This window comes from Herbaspirillum sp. SJZ099 (genome assembly GCF_007828355.1).
In the GTDB taxonomy this organism is placed as follows: domain Bacteria; phylum Pseudomonadota; class Gammaproteobacteria; order Burkholderiales; family Burkholderiaceae_D; genus Herbaspirillum.
Window position 1 is genome coordinate 72,560 of record NZ_VIUO01000001.1, and the last position, 15,767, is coordinate 88,326.

Here is a 15,767-nt window from a genome sequence, read left to right on the forward strand (position 1 = left end):
GGGTCAGGAAAGGGCCTCCGCTTGGAGTAATGCCGTTCAGTTAAGCGCTGAACGGCATTTTTGTTTGTGCAGTCCAGACTCCGTTCGCCCTGAGTAGCTGCGCAGCAGCGTATCGAAGGGCAGGCAAGACCGGGAATGCTGGCACGCTGACGCGCTGGCTTCGATACGGCCCTGGCGGGCCTACTCAGCCCGAACGGGCTCTGATGAATACCTCAGAATTAGCCTTGACTGAACGGCGTTATACCGCTTGGAGGCCTTTGTCGTTTCAGCGGCGTCCCCAGGCTAGCGTTTTTTCTGCGCCGCGCTCAGCTTCAGGGCTTCGCTGCGCATCAGCGCCACCGCACCGCCGATTTCTCCTTCGCGGTAGGCCAGGTGCAGGGGCGCCTTCAGCGCCGGCGCATCGTTGAGCTTGAGATAGGTCACGCCTTCGGCGCTGACGTGCATCATCGATGCCGGAATCACCGCGACCCCCAGGCCGGCTGCGACCAGGCTCAGCGTCGACAGGTTCTTGCGCGCCTCCTGCGTCACGCGCGGGCTGAAGCCGGCGCTGCGACAGGCGGCGATGATGGTGTCGTACAGGCCGGGGCCGCTGGGGCGGCGCGTCATGATGAAGGATTCGTCGGCCAGTGCCGACAGCGCGATGCTCTTCTTGTGGCCCTTGCCTGCCAGTCGATGATCGGCGGGGAGGGCGGCCACCATTTCTTCGACCAGCACGGTTTCCATCACGATGCCGGTGGCGTCGCCCACCGGGGAGCGCACGAAGGCCAGGTCCAGCTGCTTCTTGCGGATCGCCTCGACCAGCTCGGCGGTGTTGGTTTCTTCCACCGTCAGCGCTACATCCGGCGCCGCGGCGCGGAAGGCGCGGATCACGGCCGGCACGAACGGGTGCAGCGACGCCGATTCGGTAAAGCCGACCGCGATGCGCCCCATCTTGCCTTGGGCGATGCGGCGCACACCGGCCACCGTGGCATCCACCTGCGCCAGGATGGCGCGCGCATCGTCCAGCAGGGCGGCGCCGCTTTCGGTCAGTTCCATGCCGCGCGGCATGCGGTTGAACAAGGTCACGCCGAGTTCTTTCTCCAGCACGCGGATTTGCTGCGACAACGGCGGTTGCTGGATGCCGATGCGCTGGGCGGCCTTGGTCAGGTGGCCCTCTTCGGCCACGGCGATGAAGTAGCGCAGCAGGCGCAAATCGATGTGTGGTGACATATCGGTTAAATATGGATTGAGTATCTGACATATATTAGACAAAAACCCTCCCCGGGAGTAGCCTTTCATTCGTGCGGCAATGGCGCCGCAGCAGCATTGCGAGATGAACATGAGCACTTCCAAACATACCCAGGCCAACGCCGCGGCCGTAACCGATGCACCCGATGCGCACAATGCGCAGGGTGGACAAACGGCAGGCTTCACCCCACCCACTTCCAAAGAACTGTTCCTGGGCTTCCTCGGCCTGGGCATGACCGCTTTCGGCGGCGCGCTGCCGCTGGCGCACCGGATGGTGGTCGAGCGCCGGCGCTGGCTGTCCGAAGCCGAATTCGTGGAATTGCTTGGCCTGTGCCAGTTTCTGCCGGGCGGCAACATCATCAACCTGTCGGTGGCGCTGGGCATGAAATTCCGCGGCGTCAAGGGCGCGCTGGCGGCGATCTTCGGGCTGATCGCGGTACCCTCGGCGGTGGTGGTGGTGCTGGGCATCATCTACCAGCATTACCAGCACGATCCCAACGTCAAGCACCTGTTCGCCGGTCTGGCCGCGGCGGCGGCCGGCCTGCTGATCCAGATGGCGGTGAAGATCGCGCTGCCGCTGCGCAAGAACCTGGTGCTGGCGGCGGTGGCCATCGTCTGCTTCGTGGCGATCGCTTTCTTGCGGATTCCGCTGCTGTGGGTGATGCTGGTGATGACGCCCATCAGCGTGCTGCTGACGGCGCGCTACGGCGACAGATTCTCCGCCAAGCCGCAAGTTGCGGTGGAGAAGGCAACCGTGGGCAAGGAAACAGCGAAGGAGGGCGCGAAATGAGCCAGACCCTGATTGCGTTGGCTGTCATCATGACCCAGCTCTCGGTGCTGGCTTTCGGCGGCGGCAACACCATCCTGCCGGAGATGCAGCGCCAGGTGGTGGAGGTTCATCACTGGATGTCGGCCGAAGACTTCAGCGCGCTGTTCGCGCTGGGCCAGGCCGCTCCCGGCCCCAACCTGATGGTGGTGACCCTGGTCGGCTGGCACGTGGCCGGCTTCTGGGGCATGCTGGTGACCACCTTCGCCAAGTTCGGCCCGTCTTCGCTGATCACCATCATCATGCTGCACATGTGGGAGCGTTTCAAGGACAAGCCGTGGCGCCGCCATGTGCAGGCCGGCCTGTTGCCGGTGACCGGCGGGCTGGTGGCGGCCAGCGCCTTGCTGATCGCCCAAGCCTCGATCACCCATGGTTTCCTGGCCGCGATCACCGCCGCCACCGCCGTCATCGCGTTGAAGACCAAGATCCATCCGTTGTGGCTGCTGTTCGGCGGCGCGCTGGCTGGGTATTTCTATCTCGGTTCGTTCTAAGAACCTGTTTGAACAGGTTCTTATTATTAGAACCATCAAAATAGAACCATCAAAGACAAAGCCGATACCGGCGCACGGTATCGGCTTTGTCTTTTCCGCAGCGCGGGCCAGGAGGCCTGGCGCATCGGGTCTTACTGTTTCACGCAATCTACAAAGTAGTCGCGCTTGCCATTGACTTCGCGCTTGACCAGGCCGTGCACGTCGGTTTCGAAGCCGGGGAATTTCTCGTTGAAATCGCGTGCGAATTTCAGGTAGTCGACGATGGTCTTGTTGAAGCGCTCGCCTGGGATCAGCAGGGGAATGCCCGGCGGGTAAGGCGTCAGCAGGATCGAGGTGACGCGGCCTTCCAGCTCGTCCAGCGGCACGCGGTCGATCTCGCGGTGCGCCATCTTGGCGAAGGCGTCCGAGGGCTTCATGGCCGGCTGCATGTCCGACAGGTACATTTCGGTGGTCAGGCGCGCGACGTCGTAGGCCTTGTAGGTCTCGTGGATCTGCTGGCACAGGTCGCGCAGGCCGAGGCGCTCGTAGCGTGCGTTGCGGCCCTGGTTGGCGGCGGCGAACTCGGGCAGGATGCGCCAGATCGGCTGGTTCTTGTCGTAGTCGTCCTTGAACTGCTGCAAGGCGGTGACCAGCGTGTTCCAGCGGCCCTTGGTGATGCCGATGGTGAACATGATGAAGAACGAATACAGGCCGCACTTTTCGACGATGACGCCGTGTTCGGCCAGGTACTTGGTCACGATCGAGGCCGGGATGCCGGTCTCGCCGAACTGGCCGTCGAGCGACAGGCCGGGGTTGACGATGGTCGCCTTGATCGGGTCGAGCATGTTGAAGCCCGGCGCCAGGTTGCCGAAGCCGTGCCAGTCGTCTTCGGCCTTGATGACCCAGTCTTCGCGCTCGCCGATGCCGTCGGTGGAGAAGCTGTTGGGGCCCCACACCTGGAACCACCAGTCGAGGCCGAACTCCTGGTCGATCTTCTTCATGGCGCGGCGGAAGTCCAGCGCCTCCAGGATGCTTTCTTCCACCAGCGCGGTGCCGCCCGGCGCTTCCATCATGGCCGCGGCGACGTCGCAGGAGGCGATGATGGAGTATTGCGGCGAGGTCGAGGTATGCATCAGGAAGGCCTCGTTGAAGGCGTCCTGGTCCAGTTGCACGGTTTCCGATTCGCGCACCAGGATCTGCGAAGCCTGCGACAGGCCGGCCAGCAGCTTGTGGGTCGACTGGGTCGAGAAGATCATCGACTTCTTGGCGCGCGGGCGGTCCTTGCCGATGGCGTGCATGTCCTTGTAGAAGTCGTGGAAGGTGGCGTGCGGCAGCCAGGCTTCGTCGAAGTGCAGGGTGTCGATCTCGCCGTCGAGCATCTGCTTGAGGGTCTCGACGTTGTACACCACGCCGTCGTAGGTCGACTGCGTGATGGTCAGGATGCGCGGCTTCTTGTTCTTGGCTTCGCGGGCGAAGGGGTTGGCTTCGATCTTCTTGGCGATGCTTTCCAGCGTGAACTCTTCCAGCGGGATCGGGCCGATGATGCCGAGGTGGTTGCGGGTCGGCATCAGGAACACGGGGATCGCGCCGGTCATGATGATCGAGTGCAGGATCGACTTGTGGCAGTTGCGGTCGACCACCACGATGTCGCCCGGCGCCACGGTGGAGTGCCAGACCATTTTGTTGGAGGTCGAGGTGCCGTTGGTGACGAAGTAGCAGTGGTCGGCGTTGAAGATGCGCGCGGCGTTGCGTTCGGAGTTGGCCACCGGGCCGGTGTGGTCCAGCAGCTGGCCGAGTTCTTCGACGGCGTTGCAGACGTCGGCGCGCAGCATGTTCTCGCCGAAGAACTGGTGGAACATCTGGCCCACCGGCGACTTCAGGAAAGCCACGCCGCCCGAGTGGCCGGGACAGTGCCAGGAGTAGGAGCCGTCCTGCGCGTAGTCGACCAGCGCGCGGAAGAACGGCGGCGCCAGGCCGTCGAGGTAGGACTTGGCTTCGCGGATGATGTGGCGGGCCACGAATTCGGGCGTGTCTTCGAACATGTGGATGAAGCCGTGCAGCTCGCGCAGCACATCGTTGGGGATGTGGCGCGAGGTGCGGGTTTCACCGTACAGGTAGATGGGGATGTCGGCGTTCTTGTGGCGGATTTCGCCGACGAAGGCGCGCAGGGCCTTGAGCGCGAAATCGGTTTCCTCGTCGGAGCCGGCGCCCAGTTCCTCGTCGTCGATCGACAGGATGAAGGCCGAGGCGCGCGACTGCTGCTGCGCGAACTGGGCCAGGTCGCCATAGCTGGTCACGCCCAGCACTTCCATGCCTTCGGCCTGGATGGCGTCGGCCAGCGCGCGGATGCCGAGGCCGGAGGTGTTTTCGGAGCGGAAGTCTTCGTCGATGATGACGATGGGGAAACGGAATTTCATGGTGTTCTCCAGGGCTTGAACGCAGGAGACGCCATGGAGGGGCGGCATGCGTTCAGAAGGGCAAAAAGAAACTGCGCCTGGGCGGAAAGCTTGCGCGCCAAAAAAGAAAGCGGATTGTCGCAGATATGCGCAAAAGAGGTGCGCATATTAAGCAAAAAACGGAAAAAAGCAACAGCGGCCGGCGCGCCCGCTCAGCGTCTTTCGTATGTCACAAACGCGTAGTCAAATCCGGAAGTTTCGGCGCGATGTTGCTCGCGCGCGGTTTCTTGCCAGATTTGCGGATCGAGCGCGGGGAAAAAGGCGTCGCAGTCGAAGGTTTGCTCGATACGGGTGACGATCAGGCGGTTCACCAGCGGCAGCGCTTCGGCATAGATTTGCGCGCCGCCGATGATGAAGGCGGGGCCGTCGCCGGCCAGCGCGGCCGCTTCCGGCAGCGAGGCGGCGGTTTCCACGCCGGCATGTTGCCAGCCTGCATTGCGCGTGATGACGATATTGCGACGGTTGGGCAGCGGCCGTCCGATCGACTCGAAGGTCTTGCGGCCCATCAGGATGGCGTGGCCCGAAGTGGTGCGCTTGAAGTGCGCCAGGTCTTCCGGCAGGTGCCAGGGCAGGGTGTTGTTGATGCCGATGCCGTTGTTGCGGTCGGTGGCAACGACGATGGTCAGGTTGCCCGCTGCGGAGGAAGAAGACATACGCGTGTGCTGTTCAGATCAGATGGATGACTAAGCAATGAATAAGCGGCAAACAGGCGCGGCCGCGGATCGGGAAGATCGGCTGCCGCCTGCCGAACCCGTCATGTTACAGGAGCCATGCTGCACTACGGAACTTTCTGTGGCGCCGCCGCCCTTATATGGGATAGTGCCGAAAATGCTGCGCCGGCAGCGCGGAACCGATGGAACAGGGCGGCGGATCCGGTCCGGCAACATGGCCATCCGGTCCGGTATGGCTATATCGGATTACTTGATGGCAATATCCCCGGCAAATGCCGGGTTCGGGCCATCGGCCGAACAATTCACGCAACATTTGGGTAAACTAGCGCCTTGCTTTCCGGGCCGGTCGCGGCGTACGGCTGCCGCGGGCCGGAAGCATTTCAACCAGAAGATTGCATGTCAGACAAAACAATAATGTCGTTCAAGTTCATCAAATGGCCTGTGCCGGGCTCGTTTCTGCGCCGCGCCGCAAGGCCGGCATGGTGGCGTCGCCTTGTCATCCCGGCAACGGTTGCCGGCTTGCTGGCGGTCCATTCGGCGGCCTTCGCCTTCGATTTCAATACGGTGGCCGCGCGCGCCAAGGCCCTGGCCGCCAAATCGTACAAGAAACCCTCCGACAGCCTGCCCAAGTCGATCAAGGACCTGAGCTACGAGCAGGCGAACCAGATCCACTTCCGCGCCGAGAAATCGTACTGGCGCGCGCAGAAGTTGCCGTTCGAGCTTTCCTTCATCCACCTGGGCGGCAGGTTCAACGAGCCGGTCAGGGTCAACGAGGTGGTCGGCGGCGCGGTGCGCGAGATCAATTTCAGCCCGGCATTGTTCGATTACAGCGCCAACCGCAATATCGATCCGCGCGGGCTGCGCAATATCGGTTTCGCGGGCTTCCGTATCCGCTTCCCCGTCAACTCGGCCAAGGTCAAGGATGACGTGCTGACTTTCCACGGCGCGAGCTATTTCCGCGCCATGGGCAAGGGGCAAGGTTACGGCCTGTCCGCGCGCGGGCTGGCGATCGACACCGCCTTGTATTCCGGCGAGGAATTCCCGCGCTTCACCGAGTTCTGGCTGGAGCGTCCCTCGGCCGACAGCCGCGAGCTGACGGTGTATGCGCTGCTGGACTCGCCGCGCGCCACCGGCGCCTATCGCTTTGTGCTCAAGCCCGGCGCCGATACCGCGATGGACGTGAAGGCGCAGATCTACCTGCGCGCCAACGTGACCAAGCTGGGCATTGCGCCGCTGACCAGCATGTTCCTGTTCGGCGAGAACCAGCCGGGTCCGGGCGACGATTTCCGTCCCAAGGTGCACGATTCGGACGGCCTGTCGATGCAGTCGGGCACCGGCGAATGGCTGTGGCGTCCGCTGGTCAATCCCAAGCGCCTGCTGGTGACCTCATTCTCGTTCGACAACCCGCTGGGCTTCGGCCTGATGCAGCGCGACCGCGAATTCTCCAGCTACCAGGACCTGGACTACAACTACCAGGCGCGCCCCAGCGCCTGGGTCGAACCCAAGGGCAAGTGGGGTTCGGGCCGGGTGGAGCTGGTGCAGATCCCCACGCCGGACGAAACCAACGACAACATCGTGGCCTACTGGGTACCGAACAACATGCCCAAGGTCGGCCAGCCGATGAATGTGGAATACCGCTTGCTGTGGCAAAAGGAAAATGAGAAGCGTCCGCCGCTGGCTTGGGTCACCCAGACCCGCTTCGGCCACGGCTACCGTCCCAGGATAGACGGCAAGCAGGACGATTCCCAGGCCCTGGCCATCGACTTCGACGGCGCCGCGCTGAAGAAACTGGCCGCCAACGCCCGCGTCGAGGGCGTGGTGGAGGCCGATGCCAACGGCAAGATCGTGAGCGTGAACACGCGCAAGAACGACATGACCGGCGGCTGGCGCATCGAAGTCAAGCTGCGCCGGGTGGAAGATAACAAGCCAGTCGAGCTGCGCGGTTTCCTGCGCAATGCCAACGGCGGCGCAACCTTGTCAGAAACGTGGAGCTACATATTACCCCCCAACTAAGGCAGACGTCGGCGGCATCCCGGGCGCTTGAGGACTATCTCGCGCGCCTGCCGTTGTCGCCTGAGCAGCGCCGCGAACTGGCGCAACGGGCGGGCGAGCTGGGCTCCGGCGATCCGGTGGCCGACCTGCACCGCGTGCTGGCCGATGCTGCCGGGCGGGATGTCCAGGCCTCTCCCGCGATGGCGCAAGCCTCGGTCGATGCGCGCCTGCGCCTGATGTATCCAGCCGCCGCAGATCCGGCCGCCGCAGATGCCGAGGGCAGCGTGCCGCCGATCGGCAGCGACCGCGGGCAGTCGCATATTGCCGTGGCGCCGCCGCTGAACCGCAAATCGATGGTGCCGCGCCCCTGGGGCGAGCTCAATCCCTTCACCCGCTGGGTGGAAGAGGAAAACCGCCGGCTGGAGCGCCGTCCCAGCCGCTGGCGCCGGGGCAAGAAGGCCAAGGCGGCCGCCGAAGCCGTACCCGACGACGAGCCGCATTACGTCGAGGACCACCTCGACAGTTCCGATGCGCCGGACCCGAAGGGCCACTGGCAGCATACCGGCAACGTGCGCCGCATCACGCTGCTGGTGCTGATGGTGCTGCAGACCTCGATGGCCACCTACTTCATGAGCGACGTGCTGCCCTACCACGGCACCAAGCCGCTGGAGATGCTGGTGCTGGGACTGTTCGCGCTGCTGTTCCTGTGGGTGTCGGCCGGTTTCTGGACCGCCATGACGGGCTTTCTGGTCCTGATGCGCGGCGATGACAAATACCTGATCTCGCACGAGAAGGCGGGCAACAAGGAGATCGCTCCGGAAGCCCGCACCGCGATCGTCATGCCCATCTGCAATGAAGACGTGGCGCGCGTGTTCGCCGGCCTGCGGGCCACCTATGAGTCGCTGGAGCGCACCGGGCAGATCCGGCATTTCGATTTCTTCGTGCTCTCCGACAGCGGCCAGGCCGACATCTGCGCCGCCGAGACCGCCGCCTGGGCGGACTTGTGCCGCGAGACCGGCGGCTTCGGCCGCATCTTCTATCGCCACCGCCGCCGCCGCGTCAAGCGCAAGAGCGGCAACCTGGACGACTTCTGCCGGCGCTGGGGCGCCGACTACCGTTACATGGTGGTGCTCGATGCCGACAGCGTGATGACCGGTGATTGCCTCACCAAGCTCACCCGCCTGATGGAAGAGCATCCCGGCGCCGGCATCATCCAGACCGCGCCGCGCGCAGCCGGGCGCGAGACGCTGTACGCGCGCATCCAGCAGTTCTCCACGCGCGTGTACGGCCCGCTGTTCACGGCCGGCCTGCACTACTGGCAACTGGGCGAGTCGCACTTCTGGGGGCACAACGCCATCATCCGCCTGCAGCCCTTCATGAAGCATTGCGCGCTGGCGCCGCTGCCGGGCAAGGGCAACCTGTCCGGCCCGATCATGTCGCACGACTTCGTCGAAGCCTCGCTGATGCGCCGCGCCGGCTGGTCGGTGTGGATCGCCTACGACCTCGACGGCAGCTATGAAGAAATGCCGCCCAACCTGCTCGACGAGCTCAGCCGCGACCGCCGCTGGTGCCAGGGCAACCTGATGAACTTCCGCCTGTTCCTGGCGCGCGGCATGCATGTCGTGCACCGCGCGGTGTTCGTCACCGGCGTCATGGCCTATGTGTCGGCGCCGTTGTGGGGGCTGTTCCTGCTGCTGTCGACCTTGCTGCTGGCCGCCCATACGCTGATCGACCCGACCTATTTCGTCGAGCCGCGCCAGCTTTATCCGATCTGGCCCGAATGGCATCCCGAGAAAGCGCTGGCGCTGGTGTCGGCCACCGCGACCATCCTGTTCCTGCCCAAGATCCTGGCGGTGCTGCTGTTTGCGGTGAAGGGCGCGCGCGGCTTCGGCGGCGTGCTGGCGTTGTTTGCCAGCATGGTGATCGAACTGCTGTTCTCGATGGTGCTGGCGCCGGTGCGCATGCTGTTCCACACGCGCTTCGTGCTGGGCGCCTTCCTCGGCTGGGCGGTCGGCTGGAAATCGCCGCCGCGCGCCGACAATGAAACCGGCTGGGGCGAAGCGCTGCGCCGCCACGGCTGGCACTCGCTGCTGGGCCTGGCCTGGGGTGCGCTGGTCTATTGGCTCAACCCCTCCTTCATCTGGTGGCTGCTGCCGATCGCCGGTTCGCTGGCGATTTCGATACCGACCTCGGTGCTGTCTTCACGGGTATCCTTCGGCCGCGGTTTCCGCCGCGCCGGCCTGTTCAAGATTCCGGAAGAGACCGATCCGCCGTTCGAGCTGCGCGAAACCGTGCGTCATCTGAATGAGACCCCTGAACTGCCGGGCTTCGTCGATGCCGTTGTCGATCCCGCGTTCAACGCCCTGGTCTGCGCTACCGCGCATGCGCATCCCGGAGCGCCGCAGTTGACGCGGCACCTGCGCGAGCAGCTGGTGCGCACGGCGCTCAAAGACGGTCCGGATGCGCTCAGCGACAAGCAGAAGAACAGCTTGCTCGAAGAGCCGCAATTGCTGTCGCAGTTGCACCAGGCGGTATGGAGCGGGGCGCCGCACGTGCATGCCGACTGGCTGGCGGCGATCGCTTCGCCGCCGCGGGCGGCCGCTGCCTGAGCGCGGGCGGCGCACGAGGGCGCACGGCGGCCGGGCGGTAATCCGGCCGTGATCTTTTTCTGAAACGAGTTCTGGCACACGCAATCGACATGACCGAGCAACGCGACGACTTTCCGCAAGCCACCCCGGCGCCGCTGCCGGCCGGCGCCGGCCGCGCACGCGGCAAGCGCGAGGCGCTATTGGGCGGCGCCATCCTGGCGGTGCTGGTGGCTGGCGGGATTGCCTTCTGGCAGCACCGCCAGGCGCCGCAACCGCCCCGGGCGGTGCCGGTCAAGCTGGAGACGGTCAGGGTCGAGAAGGCCGACATCGAGCAAGTGGTCAATGCCACCGGCAATGTGGTGGTGCAAACCTATGTGGATGTCGGCTCCAAGGTGGCCGGCCAGATCGCCGATGTGGATGTCGCCATCGGCGAGACGGTCAAGGCCGGCAAGCTGCTGGTGACGGTGTCGCCGGCCGTGCAGAACAGCCGCATCGAAAACAACCGTGCCCAGTTGGCGCGCCTGAAGGCGGAGCTGGCGGGGCAGAATGCCCAGCTCGACTTCGCCCAGCTGCAGTTCCAGCGCCAGACCCAGCTGAAGGCCGAGAACGCCACGCGCGAAGAGTCGTATGAATCCAGCCGCATGAACATGTACTCGGCCGCGGCCCGGGTGGACGCCACCAATGCCCAGATCCAGCAGACCGAAGCCGCGATCAGGGACGACGAGGCGATCCAGAAGCAGACCCGCATCGAGGCGCCGGTGAGCGGCACCATCGTCACCATGAACGCGCGCGTGGGCCAGATGCTGGGCGCCAACCAGGAAGTGCTCATGCGCATTGCCGACCTCTCGCGCATGACGGTGCAGGTGCCGGTGGCCGAAGAAGACGTGACGCGCTTGCAGAAGGGAATGACCGCCTATTTCACCACGCCCGGTTATCCCGGCAAGCGCTGGAGCGGCAAGCTGCGCCAGATCATGCTGCTGCCCACCGACGACTCCGGCCGCCAGGGCAAGAAGGCGTTCTACACCGTCCTGTTCGATGTCGTCAACCCCAGCCGCGAACTGATGAGCGGCATGAGCGCCGATGTCTATTTCGTGCTGGCGCGCGTGGAACAGGCGCTAAGCATCCCGCTGTCGCTGGTGGCCAAGCCCGGCATGGACGGCACCCAGACCGTGAAGGTGGTGCAGGAGGGCGGCAAGCTGGAAGCGCGCAAGATCAAGATCGGCATCCGCGATGGCGAACGTGCGCAAGTGATATCGGGTTTGAAGGAAGGGGAGCAGGTACTGGTGCCTGCGGCGCCAAAGCTGTAAAAATGGTGCAACGCCAGTAATGTCGTTCCGTTAAGGCGCATTCTGAACCACTCATTACAGAATCCGTTCGGGCTGAGTAGGCCCGCCAGGGCTGTATCGAAGCCAGCGTATCAGCGTTAGCGCCCTTGCCTGCCTTTCGATACGCTGCTGCGCAGCGACTCAGGGCGAACGGAGTCCGGACTCCACAAACACAAATAAACATGCCGTTCGTTCAGCGCTTCACTGAACGGCATCAGTGCAAGGCCTGCGCATGATCTGCTACGTATCTGACATATGAATTCCAGTCGTCCACCCAAGTTTGCAGCGTTGTCCCCATTGCCGTTGACGCTGGCATGCGTCCTGGCGCTGGGCGGCTGCGCCTGGCGCCCGATCCAGACCGATCCGTTGCCCGAGATGCAGGTGCCGGATAAATGGAGCACCGGCGCCCTCGCCGATGTGGCGCATGCCGAGCAGCTATGGCCCGATTCGGATTGGTGGAAGCAATTCGGCAGCAGCGAACTGAGCGCGCTGGTCGATGAAGGGCAGCGCAATAATTTTGAGATCGCGGCCGCTTTCTCGCGCGTCAAGCAGGCCGAGGCGCAGGCGCGCATCGCGGGCGCGCCGCTGTTGCCCAATGTCGAGATCAATGCCAACGCCGCGCGCGACTTGCCGATTTCGGGCGGCTCGCCGGTCAACTCCGCCGGCGCCGCCTTGCAGGTCAGCTATGAAGTGGACTTCTGGGGCAAGAACCGCGCAAGTCGCGACGCCGCCGAAGCCTCGCTGCGCGCCAACCGCTATGACCGCGAGACGGTCGCGCTGACGGTCACCAGCGGCATCGTCTCGACCTACCTGCAGGTGCTGTCGCTGCGGGACCGATTGGAGATCGCGCGCCAGAACGTCAGCACCGCCGAGCGCGTGCTCAGGCTGGTCGAAGCGCAAAGCCGGGCCGGTTCCGCCTCGCCGCTGGATCTGGCGCGCCAGCGCTCGGCGCTGGCCAACCAGAAGGCGCTGATTCCCGATCTGCAGCAGCAGGAACAGGACGCGCAGACCGCGCTGGCGATCCTGCTCGGCCGTCCGCCGCAGAATTTCACCGTGCAGGAGAAGGGCCTGTCCCGTATCCGGATGCCGCGCATTTCAGCCGGCCTGCCTTCGGAACTGTTGATGCGCCGCCCCGACATCCGCCGCGCCGAAGCCAATCTGGTTGCAGCCAACGCCAACGTCGCGGTGGCGCGCGCGGCCCTGTTCCCCAGCATCACGCTGACGGGTTCCACCGGGGCGCAAAGCAATGCGCTGCTGTCGCTGTTCGACGGGCCCAATTTGTTCGCCAGCATCGGCGCCGGCCTGATCGCGCCGATCTTCGACGGCGGCCGCCTGAAGAACCAGCGCGATCTGGCCATCGCGCAGAAGGAGGAACTGGTGCAGGTGTACCGCCAGGGCGTCATCAATTCCCTCTCGGAAGTGGAAAAGGCCTTGGGGGCGATCCGCAGCCTGGAAGAGCGCTATCGGCTCAAGAGCGGAGAGGTCGACCAGGCGCGTTTCGCCTTCGACCTGTCTGAAATCCGTTTCCGCGCCGGGGCCGAGGATTTGATGGTGGTGCTCGACACCCAGCGCACCCTGTCGGAAGCGCAGAACCAGTTGGGCCAGATCAAGCTGCAGCGGCTGCAGGCTACGGTATCGCTGTACAAGGCGCTGGGCGGCGGTTGGCACGACGATGCCGCCGGCAATGGAGCGGCGGCGCCCTGAGCGGACGGCGGCGGCGCAAGGGAAACCGCCCGCGAAATGAAAAGCCCCCAAGGCCAGGACGAAACTCCGGGCCTTGGGGGCTTTTTGCATGGCGGGCCTGCGCTTTACGCGCGATGCCGGATCACTTCTGCGCGGGTTCGCGGAAGTAGATGCGGCGCGGCAGTGCCCACAGCAGCAGGGCGGCGCCGACCAGGCATTCGGCGGCGACCACATACAGGCCGATGGCGGCGCTGCCGGTCAGGTCGCGGATCTTGCCGACCATGTAGGGGGTGATGATGCCGCCCAGTTGACCGACCGAATTGATCAGCGCGATGCCGGCCGCGGCCGCCGCGCCCGACAGCACGCGCGGAGGCAGGATCCAGAACAGGCCGATGCCGGCGATGATGCCGGTGGCGGCCGCCGACAGCGCGATCACCAGGATCAGCGTGTTGTCGCCGAAGTAGGCGGAGGCCGCGTAGCCGATGCCGCCGATCAGCGCGCAGCCGGCCAGGTGCCAGCGGCGTTCGCCGGTGCGGTCGGAGCTGCGGCCGATGAAGATCATGCCCAGGCCGGCGCAGATGTACGGCACCATCGAGATCAGGCCGATGATGAAGGTGTCGTCGGTGCCGGCGGTCTTGATCAGTTGTGGCATCCAGAACACCAGGCCATAGATGCCGGAAGCCAGCACCAGGTAGATCAGCGACATGACGATGGTCGACGGCTGCTTCAATGCCGCGCCGAAGGAGTGCACCGCTTCGCTCTTGGGTCCGGCCGCGATGCGATCGATCAGCAGCTTCTTCTCTTCAGGCTTGAGCCAGCGGGCGTCTTCGATCTTGTCGTCGATCATCAGGTAGCACACCACGCCCAGCAGGATCGACGGAATGCCTTCCAGCAGGAACAACCATTGCCAGCCGTGCATGCCGGCCATGCCATGGCTCCACTTCATGATGCCGCCCGACAGCGGGCCGCCGATGATGCCGCACACGGCGATGGCCGCCATGAACAGCGAATTGATGCGGCCGCGGCGCACCGACGGGAACCAGTTGGTGAAGAAGTACAGTGCGCCCGGCACGAAACCGGCTTCCAGCAAGCCGATCAGGAAGCGCAGGATATAGAAGCTGGTCTCGTTGCTGACGAACATCATCGCCGCCGAGGCGATGCCCCAGGTGACCATGATGCGGGCAATCCAGCGCTTGGGGCCGACCTTGTGCAAGATCATGTTGCTCGGCACTTCGAACAGGAAGTAGCCGACGAAGAAGATGCTCGCGCCCAGGCCGTAGACGGCGTCCGAGAAACCCAGGTCGCTTTGCATCTGCAATTTGGCGAAACTGATGTTGACGCGGTCCAGGTAGGCGAACACGAAGCAGACCATCAGCAAGGGCACGAAGCGCCAGGTGATTCTGCGGTACAGGTCGGATTCTTGAACATCCGCCGTGCTGGCCGGATAGGGTACTGCTGCCATGATGTCTCTCCTCGAAAGGCTTTTGATTAAAACCGAAGGCGCAAAAAAGTCCGATGCCGCCGCGCGGTACGCGGAGGTCGCTTATTGTTGTTGTGCGGTTGGATGAGCGGACGGAAGGACTCCGCCCGCCGGTGCTGCTTTTACATTGACGATATCGCGACCGGCTGCCGCGGGCGGGCCTGCATCATGCCCCTATGCAGGCCGCTGGCGAGAGTGCCGGTCGATGGCGTCGCTCAATAGGTTGCGCGGCCGCCCGACAGGTCGAACACCGACGCGGTGGTGAAGGAGTTCTCTTCCGACACCAGCCAGGCCACCATGGCAGCCAGCTCTTCCACCTTCACGAAACGCGCGCGCGGGATCTTCGACAGCATGTAGTCGATGTGCGCCTGGGTGCATTGCTCCAGGATGCGGGTTTGCGCGGCGGCCGGGGTGATGGCGTTGACGGCGATGTTCTTGGTCGCGGTCTCCTTGCCCAGGCTCTTGGTCAGGGCGATCATGCCGGCCTTGGCGGCGCTGTAGGCCGAGGCGGTCGGATTGCCTTCCTTGCCGGCGATGGAAGCGATGTTGACGATGCGGCCGTAGTTCTGGGCGATCATGCGCTGCACGACCACCTGGTTGACGTAGAACGCGCCGTTAAGGTCGATGTCGATCACGCGGCGCCACTCTTCCGGCGAATAGTCGGCCACCGGATTGTTCTGGCCGGCGATGCCGGCGCTGTGCACCAGGATATCGATCGACTGGGTGACCTTTTCGGTGGCTTCGATGGCTTTCTTGACGTCGGCTTCATTGGAAATGTCGACCTTGATGGTTTCGACATTGCCCAGCGGCTCCAGCTTGGCGCGCGCCTCGGCCAGCGCCTTCTCGTCCATGTCCCACAGCACGACCTTGGCCTTGCCCTGCAGCAGGCGCTCGGCCACCGCGTAGCCGAAACCCTGGGCGCCGCCGGTGATGATGGCGCTGCGGCCCTGGAAGTCGTAATGATTCATTGCCTTCTCCTTCTCGTGATCTGATCTTGAGGTCGGCGCGCAAGCCGGCCGACCTGCGCGCATTGTTCTTATTGTTGGTAT

At 64.4% G+C, this 15,767-nt stretch carries 11 protein-coding genes; 6 read left to right on the forward strand and 5 right to left on the reverse strand.

Annotated elements, in window-relative coordinates:
• Positions 1-282: 282 nt before the first annotated feature.
• Complete coding sequence (locus FB597_RS00340; RefSeq protein ID WP_144767536.1) at positions 283-1,209, reverse strand: LysR family transcriptional regulator; 927 nt, start codon at positions 1,207-1,209, stop codon at positions 283-285.
• A 109-nt stretch (positions 1,210-1,318) separates the two neighbouring features.
• Between FB597_RS00340 and FB597_RS00345 the strand changes: the two genes are divergently transcribed.
• Both FB597_RS00345 and FB597_RS00350 read left to right on the forward strand, forming a co-directional pair.
• Positions 1,319-2,017: a chromate transporter gene (locus FB597_RS00345; protein WP_144767538.1), complete on the forward strand. Its 699-nt coding sequence runs from the start codon at positions 1,319-1,321 to the stop codon at positions 2,015-2,017.
• A complete protein-coding gene (locus FB597_RS00350) occupies positions 2,014-2,544 on the forward strand; it encodes a chromate transporter (protein WP_141917320.1) in 531 nt (176 codons plus the stop codon). The genes FB597_RS00345 and FB597_RS00350 overlap by 4 nt, the downstream gene beginning before the upstream one ends.
• Before the next feature lie 131 nt (positions 2,545-2,675).
• On the opposite strand, the gene FB597_RS00355 is transcribed toward FB597_RS00350, so the two are convergent.
• Together FB597_RS00355 and FB597_RS00360 are read right to left on the reverse strand one after the other, a co-directional pair.
• Entirely contained in the window at positions 2,676-4,940 is a 2,265-nt protein-coding gene (locus FB597_RS00355; protein ID WP_141917318.1) for an arginine/lysine/ornithine decarboxylase, read from the reverse strand.
• Positions 4,941-5,131: 191 nt separating this feature from the next.
• A complete protein-coding gene (locus FB597_RS00360; RefSeq protein ID WP_144767540.1) occupies positions 5,132-5,632 on the reverse strand; it encodes a dihydrofolate reductase in 501 nt (166 codons plus the stop codon).
• Between the two features lie 414 nt (positions 5,633-6,046).
• On the opposite strand from FB597_RS00360, the gene FB597_RS00365 reads away from it, so the two are divergent.
• The 4 genes from FB597_RS00365 (at position 6,047) to FB597_RS00380 (ending at position 13,259) form a co-directional block, all read left to right on the forward strand.
• Complete coding sequence (locus FB597_RS00365) at positions 6,047-7,663, forward strand: glucan biosynthesis protein G (RefSeq protein WP_144767542.1); 1,617 nt, start codon at positions 6,047-6,049, stop codon at positions 7,661-7,663.
• The gene (mdoH, locus tag FB597_RS00370) at positions 7,636-10,251 is read left to right on the forward strand and encodes a glucans biosynthesis glucosyltransferase MdoH (RefSeq protein ID WP_144767544.1); all 2,616 of its coding nucleotides are present in this window, start codon (positions 7,636-7,638) and stop codon (positions 10,249-10,251) included. The genes FB597_RS00365 and mdoH overlap by 28 nt, the downstream gene beginning before the upstream one ends.
• An 89-nt stretch (positions 10,252-10,340) precedes the next feature.
• Positions 10,341-11,537 carry an efflux RND transporter periplasmic adaptor subunit gene (locus FB597_RS00375; RefSeq protein ID WP_144767546.1) on the forward strand — a complete coding sequence of 399 codons (1,197 nt, stop codon included), beginning with the start codon at positions 10,341-10,343 and terminating at the stop codon, positions 11,535-11,537.
• Between the two features lie 273 nt (positions 11,538-11,810).
• The gene (locus FB597_RS00380; protein WP_144767548.1) at positions 11,811-13,259 is read left to right on the forward strand and encodes an efflux transporter outer membrane subunit; all 1,449 of its coding nucleotides are present in this window, start codon (positions 11,811-11,813) and stop codon (positions 13,257-13,259) included.
• A gap of 121 nt (positions 13,260-13,380) precedes the next feature.
• On the opposite strand, the gene FB597_RS00385 is transcribed toward FB597_RS00380, so the two are convergent.
• Positions 13,381-14,700, reverse strand: a complete 1,320-nt coding sequence (locus FB597_RS00385) for an MFS transporter (RefSeq protein ID WP_144767550.1) — start codon at positions 14,698-14,700, stop codon at positions 13,381-13,383.
• Positions 14,701-14,933: 233 nt separating this feature from the next.
• Positions 14,934-15,686 (reverse strand): SDR family NAD(P)-dependent oxidoreductase, encoded by a 753-nt coding sequence (locus FB597_RS00390; protein ID WP_141917304.1) that lies wholly within the window; start codon positions 15,684-15,686, stop codon positions 14,934-14,936.
• Positions 15,687-15,767: the final 81 nt, after the last annotated feature.